This window comes from Noviherbaspirillum agri, from assembly GCF_054780595.1.
In genome coordinates, this window is the sequence record NZ_BAAGWA010000022.1 from 25799 (window position 1) to 44722 (window position 18924).

General features: G+C 55.5%; 15 protein-coding genes. 7 read left to right on the plus strand and 8 right to left on the minus strand.

Annotated elements, in window-relative coordinates:
• Window positions 1-10: 10 nt before the first annotated feature.
• The 8 genes from tssH to ACYVIA_RS21575 all read right to left on the minus strand — a co-directional run bounded on the left by tssH (window position 11) and on the right by ACYVIA_RS21575 (window position 9535).
• Entirely contained in the window at window positions 11-2713 is a 2703-nt protein-coding gene (gene tssH / locus ACYVIA_RS21540; RefSeq protein WP_460844260.1) for a type VI secretion system ATPase TssH, read from the minus strand.
• A gap of 22 nt (window positions 2714-2735) precedes the next feature.
• Window positions 2736-3845 carry a type VI secretion system baseplate subunit TssG gene (gene tssG / locus ACYVIA_RS21545; RefSeq protein ID WP_460844262.1) on the minus strand — a complete coding sequence of 370 codons (1110 nt, stop codon included), beginning with the start codon at window positions 3843-3845 and terminating at the stop codon, window positions 2736-2738.
• Complete coding sequence (gene tssF / locus ACYVIA_RS21550) at window positions 3809-5644, minus strand: type VI secretion system baseplate subunit TssF (protein WP_460844265.1); 1836 nt, start codon at window positions 5642-5644, stop codon at window positions 3809-3811. The genes tssG and tssF overlap by 37 nt, the downstream gene beginning before the upstream one ends.
• A gap of 6 nt (window positions 5645-5650) precedes the next feature.
• The gene (gene tssE, locus ACYVIA_RS21555) at window positions 5651-6220 is read right to left on the minus strand and encodes a type VI secretion system baseplate subunit TssE (RefSeq protein ID WP_460844267.1); all 570 of its coding nucleotides are present in this window, start codon (window positions 6218-6220) and stop codon (window positions 5651-5653) included.
• 27 nt (window positions 6221-6247) lie between these two features.
• On the minus strand, window positions 6248-6754 hold the full coding sequence (locus tag ACYVIA_RS21560) for an Hcp family type VI secretion system effector (protein ID WP_460844269.1): 507 nt from the start codon (window positions 6752-6754) through the stop codon (window positions 6248-6250).
• Window positions 6755-6821: 67 nt separating this feature from the next.
• Complete coding sequence (gene tssC, locus ACYVIA_RS21565; protein ID WP_460844271.1) at window positions 6822-8306, minus strand: type VI secretion system contractile sheath large subunit; 1485 nt, start codon at window positions 8304-8306, stop codon at window positions 6822-6824.
• 1 nt (window position 8307) lies between these two features.
• Window positions 8308-8817, minus strand: coding sequence for a type VI secretion system contractile sheath small subunit (tssB, locus tag ACYVIA_RS21570; RefSeq protein WP_460844273.1), 510 nt, complete (start codon window positions 8815-8817; stop codon window positions 8308-8310).
• A gap of 43 nt (window positions 8818-8860) precedes the next feature.
• A complete protein-coding gene (locus ACYVIA_RS21575) occupies window positions 8861-9535 on the minus strand; it encodes a tetratricopeptide repeat protein (RefSeq protein WP_460844275.1) in 675 nt (224 codons plus the stop codon).
• A 182-nt stretch (window positions 9536-9717) separates the two neighbouring features.
• Between ACYVIA_RS21575 and tssJ the strand changes: the two genes are divergently transcribed.
• Genes tssJ through ACYVIA_RS21610 form a run of 7 tightly spaced genes read left to right on the plus strand, consistent with a single transcriptional unit; the run spans window position 9718 to window position 18802 of the window.
• The gene (gene tssJ, locus ACYVIA_RS21580) at window positions 9718-10413 is read left to right on the plus strand and encodes a type VI secretion system lipoprotein TssJ (protein ID WP_460844277.1); all 696 of its coding nucleotides are present in this window, start codon (window positions 9718-9720) and stop codon (window positions 10411-10413) included.
• Window positions 10414-10443: 30 nt separating this feature from the next.
• Window positions 10444-11793: a type VI secretion system baseplate subunit TssK gene (gene tssK, locus ACYVIA_RS21585; protein ID WP_460844279.1), complete on the plus strand. Its 1350-nt coding sequence runs from the start codon at window positions 10444-10446 to the stop codon at window positions 11791-11793.
• 32 nt (window positions 11794-11825) lie between these two features.
• On the plus strand, window positions 11826-12587 hold the full coding sequence (gene icmH / locus ACYVIA_RS21590) for a type IVB secretion system protein IcmH/DotU (protein ID WP_460844292.1): 762 nt from the start codon (window positions 11826-11828) through the stop codon (window positions 12585-12587).
• A 29-nt stretch (window positions 12588-12616) separates the two neighbouring features.
• A complete protein-coding gene (locus ACYVIA_RS21595) occupies window positions 12617-15379 on the plus strand; it encodes a type VI secretion system Vgr family protein (protein WP_460844281.1) in 2763 nt (920 codons plus the stop codon).
• A gap of 43 nt (window positions 15380-15422) precedes the next feature.
• Window positions 15423-16982: a hypothetical protein gene (locus ACYVIA_RS21600; protein WP_460844283.1), complete on the plus strand. Its 1560-nt coding sequence runs from the start codon at window positions 15423-15425 to the stop codon at window positions 16980-16982.
• A gap of 2 nt (window positions 16983-16984) precedes the next feature.
• Entirely contained in the window at window positions 16985-18103 is a 1119-nt protein-coding gene (locus tag ACYVIA_RS21605) for a hypothetical protein (RefSeq protein ID WP_460844285.1), read from the plus strand.
• Window positions 18104-18130: 27 nt separating this feature from the next.
• On the plus strand, window positions 18131-18802 hold the full coding sequence (locus ACYVIA_RS21610) for a type VI secretion system Vgr family protein (protein WP_460844287.1): 672 nt from the start codon (window positions 18131-18133) through the stop codon (window positions 18800-18802).
• Window positions 18803-18924 lie beyond the last annotated feature (122 nt).

Consider the following 18924-nt stretch of genomic DNA (forward strand, 5'->3'; position numbering starts at 1 on the left):
GACTAATTAATCAGTTGATCTTGTAGCTAAATTCGCTATCCGCGGTGACTGCGACCTTCACACTCCTGATGGCCTTGCCTTCCGCCATCCGCCCGAGCACCGTCTCTGCAATCTCGGGCAGCATCGTGCCATTCAAGATGTGGTCGACATTTCTCGCACCGGAGTCGACCTCGGTGCAGCGCGAGAGGACAACCTCGACCACCTCGTCACCGTACGAGAATTTTGCTTTGTGATTCAGCTCCACCCGCTTCTTGATGCGCTCCAGCTTCAGGCGAATGATGTCTGCGAGGACGGGATCGGGCAACGGGTAGTACGGAATCACCTTCATGCGCCCGAGGAAGGCCGGCTTGAATGCCTTGAAGAGTTGTGGGCGTATCGCTTCGGCGAGCGCATCCATGTCGGGCAAGTCATCCTCGCTCTTGTTGAGACATGCCTGCATGATTGTTTGCGTGCCGACATTGGAAGTGAGGATGATGACGGTATTGCGGAAGTCAACCTCCCGTCCTTCCGCATCGTCCATCACGCCCTTGTCAAAGACCTGGAAGAAGAGTTCCAGCACATCAGGATGGGCTTTTTCCACTTCGTCAAGAAGAACGACGCTGTACGGCTTCCTGCGCACCGCTTCGGTCAGCACCCCGCCTTCGCCATAGCCGACGTAACCGGGTGGCGATCCCTTCAAGCCCGAAACGGAATGCGCCTCCTGATATTCGGACATGTTGATGGTAATCAGATTGCGCTCGCCTCCATACAGAATCTCGGCGAGCGCCAAAGCGGTTTCCGTCTTTCCGACGCCGGAAGGGCCAACAAACAAGAAGACGCCCTTGGGCTTGTTGGGATCCTCGATGTTGGCACGGGCCGTGCGTATACGTTGCGCCAACTGTTCCAGTGCATGAGGCTGGCCGACGACGCGCTCCTCGAGCAACGGCTTGAGGTTCAGGACGGTCTTGATCTCATCCTTCACCATTTTCCCAAGTGGAATCCCGGTCCACCCCGACACGATCTCGCCAACGATCCGCCCATCCACGCAGACCGGCATGAGCGGATACTCGCCTTGCAACAAGCGAAGCTCCTCCTGTAATGCCGCCAGTTCCTGCAACTGCCGGCCGGAATCGGCGCTAGCTTTTCCATCCAAAAAAGCTGCTGTCGGCTCTCTGCTTTCTGCTTCGTGGTTAGCAGTCCCCTCGATCCCTCTTCGCAAATCCTGGATTTGCCGGACTAACTCTCTTTCCTTCTCCCAGCGCGCCTCGTCCTGTTGCAAACGCGCGCGGTTCTCGCCACGCAGGCTGCACAATTCCTTCAGGCGTCCCCTATGTGAATGTCCAGCAGACACTTCCTTTTCGAGTGACGCGATTTCCTCGGAAAGCGCGGTGTCGAGGCGACGCCCATCTTCGATCACGGCAGGCGGAGACGCTTGCGCAAGCGCGACGCGTGCACAGGCGGTGTCGAGGACGCTGATCGCCTTGTCCGGCAACTGCCGTCCGCTGATATAGCGGGAGGACAAACGGACCGCTTCAATAATCGCCTCTTCCAGGACGCGCACATTGAAGTGTTGCTCCATTTTTGCTGCAAGGCTGCGGAGCATGCAACATGCCACCGCCTCCGACGGTTCCTCGACTTTCACCACCTGGAACCGACGAGCGAGTGCTGCGTCCTTCTCGAAGTATTTTTTGTACTCACCCCATGTGGTGGCGGCAATCATGCGCAGCTCGCCGCGCGCCAGAGCCGGTTTCAACAGGTTGGCCGCGTCGTTCTGGCCGGCCTGCCCGCCTGCTCCGATCATGGTGTGCGCCTCGTCAATAAAAAGGATGATCGGATGCGGGCTGCGCTTCACTTCTTCAATAACGTTCCGGAGCCGGTTCTCGAACTCCCCTTTGACGCTGGCGCCCGCCTGCAGCAATCCAAGGTCGAGCACGCGCAACTCCACCCCGGCGAGGGGCGTTGGCACATTCCCGTCAGCAATCCGCTGCGCGAGCCCTTCCACAACCGCCGTCTTGCCCACCCCTGCTTCGCCGGTAAGGATGGGATTGTTCTGGCGCCGCCGCATCAGGATGTCGATTGCCTGGCGGATTTCGGCGTCGCGCCCGATCACGGGATCGATTTTTCCGTCCCGCGCCAATTGCGTCAGATTGTTGGTGAACTGGTCCAGTGCAGGAGTTCGCCCTGCATGTGAAACACTACTGTCCTGCGCCATTCCCGCGCCGGCTTCGGCCGGGTGCACCTGCCTCACGGATTCTCCGGATTCGGGAAAACCACCGGTCAGTTCAGCCAGTCGATGTTTCAGTTCATCCACCGCAAATTGAACAAACAGCTTGGATCCACGAAACGCGAGTTGTGCCAGGTCGGGCTCGGTAAGCAGCGCCAGCAACAGATGCGCGCTGCGAATGTTTGTACTCTGGTTTTCAAGCGAAGCCAGGAGCCATGCATGCTGAAAGAGCTTCGGCAGGTGGATGGAAAAAACGGGCGTCCGGGTATTACCCGTCTTGAACCCGTTAATTTCATTCAAAAAGTCCTTTTCCAGTGCGCCCGCACTAATGTCGTAATGACGTGCAAGAAGCGCGAAGTCGCTTCGCCTGTCTTCCAGCAGGGCGAGGAACAAGTGTTCCAGATCAACTTCATACTGTCCGCGCGTGAGGCAATGGTTGATCGCTTTTTCCGCAGCCGCCTTGCAAGTGGGGTTCAGTTTACCAATGAGGATTTTCAAGTTCGCTGTCATGTTTTCAAGTGAGAGAATTGATTCAATCGGTCTGGTCAGTTGCCTTGATGAGGAATGTGGTGTCGCGGGAATCGACAGGGCTATCCGCAGGCCTGAACCATGCATTCCATCCCAGCCCGGTCGCATTCGATCGGGAATCGAGGCGCGCCGGTGCAATATCCCGCCTGTCGAGAATGAGCTGTACTTCGCAGTCAAAGGTCACGCCGACCATCAACCGGAAGAATCGACCAAGACCATGGAATGCATCACCTCCCGGCAGGAAATCATCAAACTGGGGACGCCGTACCGGTCCGATCACGAGTCGCACCTTCGACTGCCGGTCCCATACCCGACCGCCACAAAGACTGGTCTGACCGAGTGTGCAGTTTGCGTTTCCCAGATAAGAACGTTCATGCTTGGGCAGTTCAAACCACTGGCCGACAAATTGCTCCGCGACACAGGGAACGCCAAAATAATCCGACACGACATGTGAGAACCACGCGACAGATTGCGGCCGGCTTCGTAGAGCACTTGCGTAGTACGCGAGCGATTCTTCCGCCACGCCCTTGCCGTTCTTTACCAACCGCTCGCTTGCCCCCCGCAGGCCGAGGCCGGCAAGGTCGAGCACCATAGGGAGAAAGCCGTTCTTCCGGTCCGCTTCGTATTGAAAATGTGGCCGGTATTTGAGCCAGCTCCGGTAGAACAATGCGACCGCACGGCTGGTAAAAATGTCGAGAAACGCTCGTGTGGCACCGTCCCGGTGATACATCTCCCGCTCCGCGACATGCTGTGTGTAATGTCGGGGAAGCACACCGGACGGCCCTGTCAAGCCCATGAATGCCGGCACCAGAGTGACGCCGCTGAATGCAGCTGTCGCCCCCTCCCCTGTTCCAGGTACGATGGCCGCGTGTTCTTCCACATCCCCCTTTGCCCATTCGATGTCGAGCGATTCAATTTCACTTGCGGGGAACGAGAGAGAAACGGAATTGCGGAAACGGATGGTTCGGCCAAGCACGTCAGACGGTTGGCTTTCAGTGTGCTTTCGATGGTGCGCCAGGAGCGTCCTTACCGCCTGAAAGAACTCGAAGCGGTAAGGTTCTTCTTGCAAGCGCTGAATCAGGCCAGGATCGAGGCGCCGTTTCTGGGCGGGCATTTAATCAACTCCTCTCCTGACTGATGAGATACGATCGTCAGCCGGGTAAAACTGTTGGTGTGGACATATAAACCAAAGAAACGATCGAGGATCTGAACGAACGTGGACAGCCCGATTCCCGCATAGTGCGTTTCATCGATAGTCATCCGAATTTCAATTCCGCGAACAAACGAAGGAAACGGATTTCCCTGCAGTCTCGCGGTTGAAGAGCGGTGCTCGATCCCGACAATCCCGCCGATCTGGCGTGCGTTGGCGTTTGAACGGGAAATGTCATGCAGGGACAGCACTTCCCGAATGGCGTCAACACCTTGGCCGGACAGGGACAAGTGGTTAAGCGAAAGATGGGAAATCAACCGCCAATGGGCCCAGCGTCCCCGTGGAAAGCGATAACTCGGCGTGGGTTTGCGCAGCATCCTGATGGTCTTCGCGATAGAGCCGCCTTCCATGAAAAGATCGCCGTCCAGGAGGCCGAATGGAAGCTGTGACGGCAGGTCACGGTTCGTGCAGATCAAATCCAGACTCAGGGTATTCGCTTCCGGTTGGTCCACGCGCATGTCAGGATCAACGAGGGACAATTCCATCGTGTACTTGTCGTCGCAATCGTCACCAACATGGCTCGCATGCCAGTAGCGGGCATGCCCTTCATGCGGCTCCCCGTGCCGAAGCGAGAAAAAGGGGCGAAATTCCGCAATGTCCTCGCCCTCAGCGCTTTGCCGAACCCGATACACACGCCTGATGTCATAGATTTCATACGCATGCGGACGCCGGCTGTCGACGATGATCGGGTAACTGCTGGCAGTATGGGCGACTCGGATCGGCTCCGGCTTTTGGCTGAACAGGTTGATGATCGGTGTGCATCCAAGAACGAAATTGTCCTTGCCGATCCGTTCAAGCAGGTTTTCCGACGAGTCCTGCGTGCCGCCCACACCGATTCGGATCTCGATATGGCGAGTATTGGGCGGAAACTTGCCCTTCGGGACGCTCAGGTCGAGGTCGAAAAAGTTGAATTTCTCCGGGAACGCGAGATACTCGAGCAGCAGCTGGTAAGCGCTGCTGGTTCGTGCGTCCTGTTCCAGCAGCGTCTCGTTCTCTCCAAAGCCGGCCGGAGTGATGGCCGTCTTCGGCAGTTCGATCTTGAGCGAACTCGTTGGGAACGCGATCCACACGCCGACTGCCTTTAAGAAAAGCGCTTCCCGCAATAACGCGATCACTGACGGGTCCCCGTTCATGAAGACGCGAAGCTTTCCAATGCCCAGCTTGTCAAATCCGGTCGACTCGGACTGACAGCTCAAGTCAATGCGTACAACGGAGCCGACAGCACTCACCAATGCGCTGCGAAGCCCATCGGTACCGAAAACGCTTTCATGCGCCGCCTTAGTGATAGTGATCGGCCAGATATCGACGTCGAACGCCGTACGGAACTTGCACGGTGCTCCTCGTACCGCGCGGGTGTTCAGCGTCGTCCCTCTCGGTATGCGCACCGCGGCGGTGAGCTGGGCCGAGGCGCCGCCAGCGTCGAAATGCGCAATTGAAACGGAAGGGAACGGGCGAAGGTATTGCGGATAGACCACCTGCAACAGCGAGTCGGTGACCTCCGGCAATTCGTCGTCGAGCTTCTTGTGGATACGTCCGGCGAGGAACGCAAAGGACTCAACCAGGCGTTCGATATGCGGGTCTTCGCACGTCTCTCCGGACAGCAGAAGACGACCCGCGACTTTGGGATACTGCTTCGCGAAGTCATGCGACAACCGCCTGAGATAGGTTAGCTCCCGCTCGTAATAGGGCAGCAATGCATCCATGATTGTTCAGGAAGAAGCGGCACGCCTGCCTTTGCTGACAGAGTATTGCAGCGTTGACGGCTGCAATAAGGCGTCAAAAAAAACCGGCTCGGTGGATGGGTGAACGATCAGCAGCGCGTGGATGGCAAACTTCAGCCTGTTGACAGCGCCCTCCTCCAACTCCAGCGAAACATGCACCTGCCGCAGTCGGCGCTCATGCGTGTCAATGGTGCGCTCAAGCGAGCGGCAGATATGGTTGCGGTCGGCGGGATTGGCAAGGCTCAGGCCAACAAAATCATGCATGCCATAACTGCACATCGAACGCAGGGTTTCCGGAAAGCCTGAGAAAACATCAGGCCCATAGGCGCAACGGGAATTCAACAGCGCTTCCAGATCCTTGGCCACCGACTCTTTCAATTGCTCCGCCGTAATCAGCCTGAGCGGTTGCTTCTCTTCCCGTTCGCGCGGTGCATCGTCCGCAAGGCGATCGAACAAAGTTGGTGGATATTTCGCTTTGGAAAACAAAGCACTGGAGGTCATGCGATCTGATCGGAACGAAGTTGAAGCGAAAATTGCGGCGAATGGCGCTCGCCGCAATCACGTGAAGGAAGGCTGGATTGGGAGTTACACCGCTTCCGTAGCCTTGTTCTTTGCAAGACTCCACATCTGTGGGTTGCTGCCGCCCTTCTTGCCGTCGATGCCCTGCACCGTGTAAGTCCACTTCACGGAAGCGTACTTCAGTGCAACGGTTTCGGTCGGCAAGCCTTCCTCGCGAACGGACGGCGTTACCGAAGATACGATCACATGGTTCAGGACAATCTCGAGGTATTTCACCTTGTCCTTGCCGCTGGCGCGCATGAATTCGATCGTGACCTTGTTATAGGTGTCACCTTGGCTGCAGGCGAGCCACAGCGATGGACTGGTCGAATCGATGTCCTTGGTGAAGATCATGTCGCCATGCTCGCAACGCTCCGCCGTATGGCCGCCGGAGGTGCTGGCCGTCGCCGACTTCGGCTGGCGAATCATATGGTTCCACGACAATGCCTCAAGCCATTTTGGATGGCCTTCGTCGCGCGACTCACCTTCGATCTTGGTATCGCCACCCTCAAACTTCAGGTAGATATCTTTCATGCTTCATAGCTCCTTAAAAAACGCACGCTTGCGTGCTGACTAGATTGCAACTGCCGCAGATAAAAGACTACGCCTTTGCCGACTGCGGCAACTCGGCGACCAGGCGCAAGGACACGCTTAATTCGTCCAGCTGGAAATGTGGCCGCAGAAACGTCACCGCACGGTAAACACCCGGCCTGCCAGGCACTTCTGACACCTGGACAGATGCTTCGCGCAGCGGGTATTGGGCCTTGACCTCCTGCGAAGCCGAGTCGTCCATCACCACGTATTGCGCCAGCCAATTGTTGAGGAAGTGTTCAACGTTGGATGCCGCCGCAAAGCTGCCGATCTTGTCCCGCATCATCGACTTCAGATAATGTGCAATCCGGCAGGACGCGAAGATGTACTGCAGCTGCGTCGAGAGAACGGCATTGGCATTCGCCGCATCGGTGTTGTATTTCTTTGCGCGTTGCACAGACTGGGCTCCAAAGAAGGCTGCGTAGTCCGTGTTCTTGCAGTGCACCAGCGGGATGAATCCCAAATCGCTCAGCTCTTTCTCACGGCGGTCGGTAATGGCGATCTCGGTCGGGCATTTCAGGGCGACTTCACCGTCGTCGGTTTTGAAGGTATGCGTCGGCAGGTCCTCGACCAGACCGCCGCCTTCGACACCGCGAATCGCTGCACACCAGCCAAAATGCTCGAACGCACTGGTGAGGCGCGCTGCAAATGCATACGCACTATTAATCCAAAGATATTTGCTGTGGTCGGTGCCATCCACGTCCTCAACGAAGTTGAAGCCTTCGACCACGGTTCCTTCCTTGGGGTGGTAAGGCATCCGCCCGAGGAAACGCGGAATGGCAAGCCCCACATATCGGGAATCCTCCGACTCACGGAAAGATTTCCATTTGGCGTATTCCAGCGTATCGAAGACTTTTGCCATATCGCGGGGCTTTCCGAGATCCGAGAAAGAATCCAGCCCGAGCAACTCCGGCGACGCGGAAGAAATGAATGGCGCGTGTGCAGCGGCTGCGACATGGGACATCTGTTCGATGAAATACATGTCTTCCGGCTGGCGGGTGATCTCGTAATCGCCAATGAGCGCACCAAACGGGGCGCCGCCAAAGGTGCCAAATTCCTCTTCATAGACTTTCTTGAACAATGCGCTCTGGTCGAAGTCGATCGCATTGTTGAAATCCCGAACAAGGTCCTTTTTCGGGGCATTGAGCATCTTGATCTTCATCATTTCACCCGTCGACGTGTGCTTGCACAGGTAATGCAAGCCGCGCCATGTGCTTTCCATGCGCTGGAATTCGGGTGCATGCATGATTTCACTCAGCTGTGCCGAAATCAGCGCATCCAGCTCCGCAACGCGCGCGTCCAATGTCGCAGACAAGTTGGCCGAAATGACGACGGTGCCGTCCAGCACCTGCGAAACCAGCTCCCCAATCAGGTCTTTGGCCCGCACTCGCTCCGCATCGGAACGCGCCACTTTGCTTTCGTTGACTACCTTGTCCAGCAAGCTCTCTGTCGCAAGAACCGCCCCGGTGTCCAATGCTTGTGCCTGTGCTCCCATATCAATCCTCCTTGTTCCGGGTTTCATCGCCCAGACGACGCACGTTCTCCGTATTCGCGAGCACCTCGCTGAGGACGTCCTCAAGCTTGTCGTTACCGGCGAGCTTGTTTCGCAGATCCGAAAGCTTGCTACGTGCATCGAGCAGCTTTCGCAGCGGCTCTACCTGCTCTACAACAGCCTCCGGTCGAAAATCTTCGATGGACCGGAACTTAAGTTCGACGGCAAATTCGCCACCTTTCTCGCTCAGCGTGTTCTTCACCCGATAAACGGCGCGCGGCTCGACGCCTTTCATCACATCGTCGAAATTGTCGAGATCAACGTTGACGAACTTGCGGTCTTTCAGCTTCGGATTCGGGACTTCGGAATTGCCGGCAAAATCGCCCATAACGCCAACGACGAAGGGAATTTCCTTCTGCTCAATCGCATCACCGATCTCCACGTCATAGGTCAGTTGAACTCGCGGTGGACGTATGCGCTGCAGCTTTTTCTGCACGCTCTCTTTTTTGGACATGTTCGTTTCCTTAAATGACGATTTTCGGATATGAAGAGGTGGCTTATTTCAGGGACTTGAATGGGTCCGACGAGGTAATGTCTGGTGCTGCTTGCTTTATCGCTGCCGCTACAGGAACGGTCGCATCAGCTTGATCAGAACGTTGCGCAGGAACCGCTGCCCTGCGCTTCGGGCGAGGCGCCGGACGTCCTGCTTTTCCCGCCGCTGACGGCACCAGCACCTTCTCGCCCAAGGCACTGCGCAGGGAATTGGTGAGGTTCTCCGCTTCAACGCGAGTCGTTGCATTGACCGATGAAGTGGGTCTCAGCTCGGTGACAGCTCCAGCGGCCACTCTCAGGCCCGCAACCACCAGGAGGCTTTTTGCCTCCTGATTCCCGCTATCGCGCTGCAGCGCTTCATTTGCAGCAAAAATCGTGGAGGGATAGTTGCCTTTTTCGAACCAGATATTGGCGGTTTTTAGCCACGGCAGTGCGCTTGTCGGGTGCTTCTTTGCAGCATCACTCAGGACGTCGATTGCCTTTTCATGCTGCCCAGCAGCAAGTTGATTCTCGGCATCTTGGAGAAGCGTTCCCATTGCATTCCTGTCCACTTCGGCGCCGGAATCAGTCGTGGCGCAGCCAGCACCGAACAGGGCAAATGACAGCGCGAACGCGCATAGAACCAGGCGTCGTCCATATCGCGCCCTATGTAGCTTTGCAGAAATCTCATCGTAGTCCACAGTTCCTCCTTTCAAAACGCATCTCGGTAAAACGCCATCAAAAGATCCGTTTTGAAATACGAACGAACCCGGCGTTACGCTAATAGTTGCCTCGATTAAATTAGCAATATTGCAACTCGTCGGATATACTAGCCGAATGATTGTAGTTTTGCCAATTGTTTTTATGACATTTTTCTCGTGTTATGACCTTGCGACACCGTGACAAGACAGCCTGCCTTTTTCATTCCAATGGATCGCAACCGGCAAGAAGCGTGCAGTTGGCAGACGATCGTCTCTGTCGCGTGCGCAGGTCGGCAAATCAACTTCGCCTCACGATCAGCTTGTGTTTTTTTCTCGCTTCATGCGGAACTTCCGGCGACACCGCGCCCACTTCAGTGACGGAAATAGCCTTGGCGGCGATCGGCATCAAGAACCCGGAACAGAGTGGGTCAACGCGTACGCTCAATGTGAAGATTGAAGCGGCAAAAGACCTTAATGCGGGCGAGGACGGCAAAGGCCTGCCGACAGTGGCAAGGATCTACAAGCTGAAAGCCATCAATGCTTTCTTGGTCGCCCCGTATGTCTATTTCAGCACCCCGGACTTGGAGAAACGCACATTCGGTGGGGAGGTCATTGAAGTTAAGGAAGTGACATTACTGCCCGGGAAAATAACGGAGATCGAGGAGAAGATGCCAGGGGACGCTCCATATCTTGGTGTTGTCGTCCTGTTCCGTACTCCGTATGCCAATCGCTGGCGCCTCGTTTTTCCGACCGGGGCGCCCAAGGGAGAGGCAATCAGAATTGGAGCGCATACCTGTGCTCTTACCGCAACGACGCTTGCCCCTGTGGGGACGACCTTGAGCGAGAGTTCCCTGCTTTCGGCAAGCCGATGCCAATGATCACCATCCATCTTCCATTCAATCCTAACGATGACCAATTCAGCAAAAATCCTCTGGGGCGAAGGCCTGTTCTTGCGCCCCCAGCATTTTCAGCGGCAAGATCTCTATCATGAAAACCGGTTGATTGAGCTGGGGCGGGCGGCGCACCCTTACCTCTGGGGCATCACAACACTTAGTTTCGATCACGATGCGCTGGCGACGGGCACCTTGCGCCTGAATGCCATCCGCGGCATCCTGCCGGACGGCGAAATGATCAATGCTCCCGACGGTGACGACTTGCCGGAGGCGATCAATCTTGGATCGATTGAAGACCTCGGGAACAGCCTCGTATTCCATGTCGGGCTTCCCTATCTACGGCAGGCTGGTCCGAACTTTTGCACAAAAGTCGATGGGCCGTCACAGGCATGCCGCTACAGCCAGCATGAAGAGCAGGCGCCTGACCTCTATACGAACGCCATCGAGTCCGGTTTGACAGTCCTGAAAAAGTCCCTCCGCCTGCTGTCGGGAAGAGACAACCGGGAACAGTACGTCAGCTTGCCAATTGCGCGGGTACGTCCTAACGGCTCCGGCGGCTACGAATTCGATCCCGCTTTCGTGCCGCCGGTGCTGAGCGTTCGCGCTTCCCCCGAGCTCTTCAGGATTCTGCGTCGCCTCATGGAGATCCTCCAGGCGAAGGCACAAGCCCTGTACGGATACCACCGTGAGCCGTCGCAGAATATCCTCGAGTTCCGTTCCGGCGACATTGCATCTTTCTGGCTGCTCCATACGGTGAATTCGGCGTATTCATCCTTGCAGCATCTGTTCCAGCATCCTGCGCTGCACCCGGAACGCCTCTTTCACGAAATGCTGAAGCTGGCCGGCCAGTTGCTCACCTTCTCGAAGGCGTACGGCCTGGGCGATCTGCCAGCCTATAACCATACCGAACCTGGGCCGGAGTTCGTCAAGCTGGACCGCATCATTCGTGAGCTGCTTGAAACCGTGATCTCGTCGCGCTATTTCTCGATCGCGCTGACCGAAGTGAAGCCCGCATTCCATCTCGGCAGACTCGATTCCGAAAAGCTCACTAGCAACGCGTCTTACTACCTTTCTGTCGCAGCCGACATGCCGCCCGCAGAACTGGTCGAAACGGTTCCCCAGCGTATCAAGATCGGCGCGCCGGATGATGTTGAAAAGATGGTTTCCTCTGCCATGCCCGGCGTCCGCCTGATGTCGGCGCCGCAAGTGCCCGCGTCCATCCCTGTGCGTCCAGGCTGTTACTACTTCTCCGTCGAGCCGCACGGCGCGTTGTACGAACGCATGATCGCGGCAAGCGCCATCATGATTTATGCCCCTGCAGGCTTCAAGACTCTGAAGCTTGAACTTTTCGCCATCATGCAATGAGAGCCACCATGACTTCCGATACGCTTACCCCGATAGCGCAAGCCCCGTCTCTGTACAGCGACAATGTGCCGTTGCGCCAGGATCAGCACCAGGCGCGCACACTTGCCGAACTCATGCATGACGGGTTTTACCTGCTATTGCTGCTGAAGAACAGATACGCTCCCTCGGACGCGGAAAACTTCACGTCGCAGGTACGCCGTCTGCTTGACTGTTTCGAACGTAATGCGCGTCGGTTGAATGCGTCGGCGGAAGACGTCTACGCCGCCAAATATGCCTTCTGCGCGGCGCTTGATGAGAGCATCCTCTCCTCGGATCTCGCGATTCGAGACGTATGGGAGCGCGCCCCTTTGCAGCTAATCCTGTTCGGCGATCAACTCGCTGGTGAAAACTTCTACAAGGAGCTTGAGTACGTTCGGCATCGCGGACAAGCCAGTGTCCAAACATTGGAAGTGTTCTACATGTGTTTGCTTTCCGGATTCCAGGGAAAGTACGCTCTGGAAGGCAAGGAAAAACTCAATTACCTGATTGCCACGCTTGACAAGGAAATTGCCCACCTCAAGGGCAAGCGGGCCCAATTTGCTCCGCACTGGAAATCGCCTGACAGCGTCAAACACATGATGAAGGCAGAAGTTCCGATGTGGATTATTGGAGCAGCAATGACACTACTTGGCATTGCCGCTTTTGCGACCCTGAACTGGTTACTGGTTCGCCATACCAACGGCATGCTCGGAAATTACTTTGACGTCGTCAAAATCGCACCGAAGCTTGCCCATATCACGATCAGCCTGCCCTGAGCTCCACCCCAATGCCAACTGCAGACAAGATGTCCAGAGTCGTCGACAACCCAGCCACGTCCAATCATGCCGTGCAAGCCGCCACAGGCACTGGCCGGCAGGCGTTTTTGCAAAGTCTTTCTCAACATGCGCGCCTGTTTTCGCTTGAAACATCGTTAGGCCCCGGTGCCCTGGCCGTCGAGCGATTCTCGGGACGCGAGGAAATGTCTGATCTCTTCCGCTTTGACATCGACTGCATTGCGACATCGGCAGCCTTCGAACTCAAGGCGATCGTCGGCGAAGAGGTGAGCTTGCGGGTTATGCAGCCCGATGGAAAGCGCCGAGCATTCCATGGCATTGTAACGCGGGCAAAACAGCTGGGTGCAGACGGCAGTCTTGCCCGGTACGGCCTCACCCTCGAACCGTGGATGCACGCACTGACGCTTCGGCGCGACAGTTTTGTGTTCCAGGACAAGACCGTCCTTGAAATCTTGGCGGAAATTTTCTTTGATTACCCGTCCGCAAATTATCTTTTCGAGGTCGACACTGCGCTGCCGAAACGCTCCCTGACGATCCAGTATCGAGAAACGGACTATGCCTTCGCCCGACGCATCCTGGCCGAAGAAGGATTGAGCTTCTATTTCCGCCATGCAGACTCCACCATTTCGCCTGACGAAAGCGGCGGACCACACGGCGATACCAAAAGCGATCATGCACGTCACCAGCTGGTTGTATTTGACGATAATGCCCGCATCCCCGCATGCGAGCAGCCAATCATTCGTTTTCATCGCGTGGATGCCACCGAGAAGGACGACACCATTACCTGCTTTACGCACGCAAGCGGGATCCATACAAACAGCGTGACACTTGGCAGTTGGGACTACAAGAAAGTCGCCGCAACGCACTCCGAGGACAGCGCTAATCGGCATGGCGACAGTCCGCTGCTCGAGGTATTCGAAGGTGGCAGCGCCTACCGTTTTACTGACAATACAGAGAGTGCGCGGATAGCACGCGCACGCGCGGAATCTCTCGGCCTTCAACACCACGCAATGCGCGCTGAAAGCTCCGTACGGGCATTGGCCACCGGAACCTGGTTTTCTCTCTCAGGCCATCCGGATGCCGACGGCGAATATGTCGTCCTGTCCATTTTCCACGAGGGAGCAAACAACATCTCCGCAGGCATGAAAGCGCTCGGCACGCGCATTGACACCGAAGCTGGAACCTATCGCAACCACTTTTCATGTATCAGGCGGAGCATCCCGGTTCGCCCCTCGTTCTGGCATCCGAAACCGACAGCACCAGGAACCCAGGTCGCCGTGGTCGTTGGTGTCAAAAACGAGGAAATCACCACCGAGCGGGATCATCGAATCAAGGTCCAGTTCCCCTGGCAACGGGGAGACAAATCCGTCTCCGGGCAGCTCTTGCATCCAACACTCTCGAATGCTCCCGGCAACGAGACAGCTGGAACCTGGATTCGCGTCGCTGAACCAGCGGCCGGAGCAAACTGGGGATCGCATTTCGTTCCACGCATCGGGCAGGAAGTCTGCATCGAATTCATCGCCGGCGACATTGATCGCCCCGTCGTCACCGGCCGGTTGTATAACGGGGCCGACGCCCCACCCTTCCACGGCGCCGACAATCATCCGGGCGCCATGTCCGGCATTAAGACAAAAGAATATGCGGCAGGTGGATTCAACGCATGGATGGTCGACGACACGCCGGGGCAGTTGCGCCAGGCAGTTGCCGCTTCCTATTCTGCAAGCCAGCTGAACGTCGGCTATCTGCTCCGCCACAACGGCAATATACGCGGCGGCTTTCGAGGTACCGGCTTTGAACTGGCGACCGATGCATGGAGCACGCTGCGCGCCAAGCGCGGCATGTTCGTTTCAACTTCACAGCGCGACGGTGCAGTATCGACCCAGCTAGATACGCAGGAGGCACAAGGCAAATTGAAGGCAGCCGAGGAAATAGCCAAGGCCTTGTCGGATGCAGCAGCACAGCATCACGCCCTGCCTCTATCGACGCCGCAGGGCTTGCAGCAATTTAGCAAGACCATCAGCGGCAACGACAGCGTTGATGGACAGCAGGCACCGAAATTTGCGCAACATCTGACACTGATCGACAGCCAGGCCAGCATCAGCGTGGCAACACCGGCGTCATCAACCCTGTTCGCAGGACAGGACATGACGTTGAACGCCTCAGCAACCACGCGCGTCACCGCAGGACAGGCCGCGACCCTGGCCGCTGCAAAAACAGCGTCCCTGTTCACTCATGCGGGCGGCTCGAAAGTATTTGCTGCGAAAGAGCCGGTATCGATACGTGCGCATACAGGGCCGATGGATGTGCTGGCGGACAAGGCGCTCACCGTCACATCAAGCAATGCAAGCATCAAAGTGCAGGCGAAGCAGGAAGTCCTGCTGGCATCAGGCGGGGGCTACATCAAGCTTGCCGGATCGAATATCGATATCCATTGTCCCGCCTCGGTTTCGATCAAGGGGGTTGTGCATGATTTTCTTGGAGCGAAGAGCGAAGCTGCAAATTTGATGAAACTGCCGGACGAATCTGCGAGAGACCCGGCCCATTGGATTGCCCTACATTATCTCGAACCTGAAACAGGCGAAGGGGTTGATGCAGCGGAATATGAAATCCATTTTGAAGGTGGACCCGTCGTAACCGGAACGTTGGATAAGAACGGGAAGGCACATCACAAAAACGTTATGAACAAAAAAGTTAAGAAAGTTCTATACAAGCCGCGACCGGCCAAAAAAGAGAAGAACGCAGCTCCATTGGAAGCATTGAATGACGCTCAATAACGCTAGCACATAACAGCAAACAGAATAATCAGGGAAGAAATCAATGGCAGAGCTCAATGCCACACAAATGCGGGATGCACTCGCATGGGCAACAAACGACCAGGAAAAAGCAAAAGAACCAAGCACCAACCCGTTTGTGTGGTTTTGGGAAGCGGTTCAGGGTGACTTCAACGAAGATCGATCCACCGGACAAATTGTGATGGACGCGGCCGTTTCGATGATTCCGCTGGTGGATCAGGTATGCGACGTCCGAGACCTTATCGCCAATTGCAAAAAGCTGATCCAAGACTACAAGGATACTTGGGCATGGGTAGCTCTGGCACTGACCTTGATTGGCCTGTTTCCCACACTCGGCTCGCTCGTGAAAGGGGTATTGAAAATTTTCTTTGCCTTCGTGCGGCGCATGGGGGCGAATGCAGTTATCAAGGCGGTGGACGCGGCAATGACTTGGGTTATCACATTTCTACGCCGCCGCGACGTGCAGAAATATCTACGCGAATTGCAGGTCGACGAAGTTTTCAAATGGCTCTCGGTCGAAATCAAGGCGGTGCGTGCCAAGGTCAATATCAAGGTGTTGCTCGACGCCTTTGATAAAGGCATTCGAGTCCTGGAGGGCCTTGCCAATAAAGTGAGCCCGGTTCCTACTGTCGGCAAGAGAGCTACAACCGCATTTGAGCAGGTAAAAGAAGTCCGCTTGATGGCCAATGAACATTTAGCGAAAGCGATTAAACCCGTGCAAGACGTGCTGGATACCATTGTCATGCGGTTGGAGCGCGAGGTTTTGGAAAAGCAGCGCGGCATTGTAAACGCCAATAACGTCCACTTCCGCGGAGCATTACCCGAGGCTGCTGCTGTCATGATGATGCGTAAGGCCGATTCATTACCGGAATGGTTGAGTAAGGGAAGTGGCAAGTTGACGCCAGCAGACTACGGAAACTACAAGGCAATGGTTGACGTTTACGTCAAACGAGGATGGCCAAGAATAACTCAACAGAATGTCGAATCATTTCATACGTTAGTTGCAGATGAAATCAAAGGACCTGCCCGCTTATATCGAATTCTCGCCCCGAATAGTCGCGCTATGAGCGACTGCTGGGTCAGCGCTGAAATTTTCCAGAAATTGCAAAATGCCCGCGATCCACGTGCCGCGTGGCGCAAATATTTGGCGGTTTGGCCGGACTGGAATGTCAATGGCCAGTTTGTAATTTATGACATCAAGCCTGGCGAGTTGTTGAAGGTTTGGCGCGGCCCCGCTTCCAGCCAGGTTAAAGGCAACTTGCCGGACCACTTTCTCGAGGGTGGTTGGGAACAAATTGTTTTCAACATCGAACGCAGCGATGCGCGAAATGATGTGATGCGGTATTACACACAAAAAGGGGGAAAAGGAAATCGGCTACAGGATGCTATTAGTCAAGAAGAATTCAATAAACTAAGCAAAGAACAAAAAGGTCTCTATATTGGCATCCGCGAGAAAATTAGCCATCCTAGTATAAGTGGACCATTTGAGACTGGATGGGGATACACAGATTTTGGAGGAACTGGTTTCCTCGATAAAGTTGGCCTGCCATCCTTGCCTGGCCAAACTACACAGTTAGCTAAATGACTATGAGAAAAACACTTGTCCTCACTCCGTGGCAAAAGAAGCAGGCAGCCTTGCTCTATCACTTTTCTTCGCTTGATTATTTGAAAGGTTTGCAGACGCTGGTTAACAATCTCATTACGTTTATCGACCCAACGCTGGATTTGGCAAAAGTACAGAATCGAGATTCGGTACTAGTTGATAAACGATGGGGAAATCGTGACACATCAGAGAATTGGAGCAGTAACGCATGGCCATTCCTGAAGGACTTCCAACTTTCTACTTCGAAAGCAATCGCCAATCGCGCATTTGAAATCTATGGGATTACCGGGGTTTATCAATGTGCGCGTGGAATGTCTGAATATTCAATGCAGTGGACGACTCCGGATGAGCAGAATCAGTTCGATGAGATGTTTGACTCGATCTATTCCTATGCTCATTACATCGACAACACAATGCAGAAAAGTTACCGTACCAGCAGATGGGATGATTTCAATCTTTCGATAGCTTGGCAAGAGTTCAAGGAGCGGTTCCCGCAACTCCCAAAATTTCAAGTTCGCACCGATATCGAAGGCGAGACAGGGAAACTCCCAGTACGCACCGGCGTGTATATTCCGCAGGACGATCCGCATGGCTCGCTACAGTTTGCTTGGGCCGGCGGCGGTCGTGGTGAGTTAATTGAATCGGCAACGTTCAACGACGTAGGTCTTAACGCCTTTAATACAGTTGGGAGAAAAGACCTATGGGTCGATGGAGACAAGATGCTGGCGTTTGTCCAAGCCAACAAAAATGACCCAAGACTGCTAAGTGATTCGTTCTTCGGTGATTCCCAAACACCTGAATTAGCCCCGAGTCTTATCGCTCGCAATTCCTTCACCTCTCGCCCATGCAAATGGTATTACGTCGAACTGATCGAAGGCGAATTTGAAGACATCGCCATAGTCGATGACAGCGACGAGCCAGTAGCGCCAACGCAAAATCGCCTGCGCATCGAAGGCGGCAAGCCTTGTCCGCAGACGGGATACTGGTTCACTCCTGCTCAGTCCAGTTCAGGCCGCCACTTCAAGGAAGGAGAGAAGATGCCAACGATCGACTCTGATTATGGAGCCACTATCTGGCAGTGGGACCCGGCCCAGCCTGTTTGACGTAAAAGGTGTGCATGAATACATCATTTGAACTCAGAAATCACCACCGAGCGGGATCATCGAATCAAGGTCCAGTTCCCCTGGCAACGGGGAGACAAATCCGTCTCCGGGCAGCTCTTGCATCCAACACTCTCGAATGCTCCCGGCAACGAGACAGCTGGAACCTGGATTCGCGTCGCTGAACCAGCGGCCGGAGCAAACTGGGGATCGCATTTCGTTCCACGCATCGGGCAGGAAGTCTGCATCGAATTCATCGCCGGCGACATTGATCGCCCCGTCGTCACCGGCCGGTTGTATAACGGGGCCGACGCCCCACCCTTCCACGGCGCCGACAATCATCCGGGCGCCTTGTCCGGCATCAGGACAAAAGAATATGCGGCAGGTGGGTTCAACGCATGGATGGTCGACGACACACCGGGGCAGTTGCGCCAGGCAGTTGCCGCTTCCTATTCTGCAAGCCAGCTGAACGTCGGCTATCTGCTCCGCCACAACGGCAATATACGCGGTAGCTTTCGAGGCACCGGCTTTGAATTGGCGACCGATGCATGGAGCACGCTGCGCGCCAAGCGCGACATGTTCGTTTCAACTTCGCAGCGCAACGGTGCAGTATCGACCCAGCTAGATACGCAGGAGGCACAAGGCAAATTGAAGGCAGCCGAGGAAATCGCCAAGGCCTTGTCGGATGCAGCAGCACAGTGACCTGCCCGGTTTTTTCGGACCACGCTAACTTGGGATAGCTCCGGTTGATAAAGTTGTTGCTGCTTTCTTGCTGAACGCTTCCGGGGTTTCGTAGTTCAAGCTGGAATGCGGCCTGACGCGGT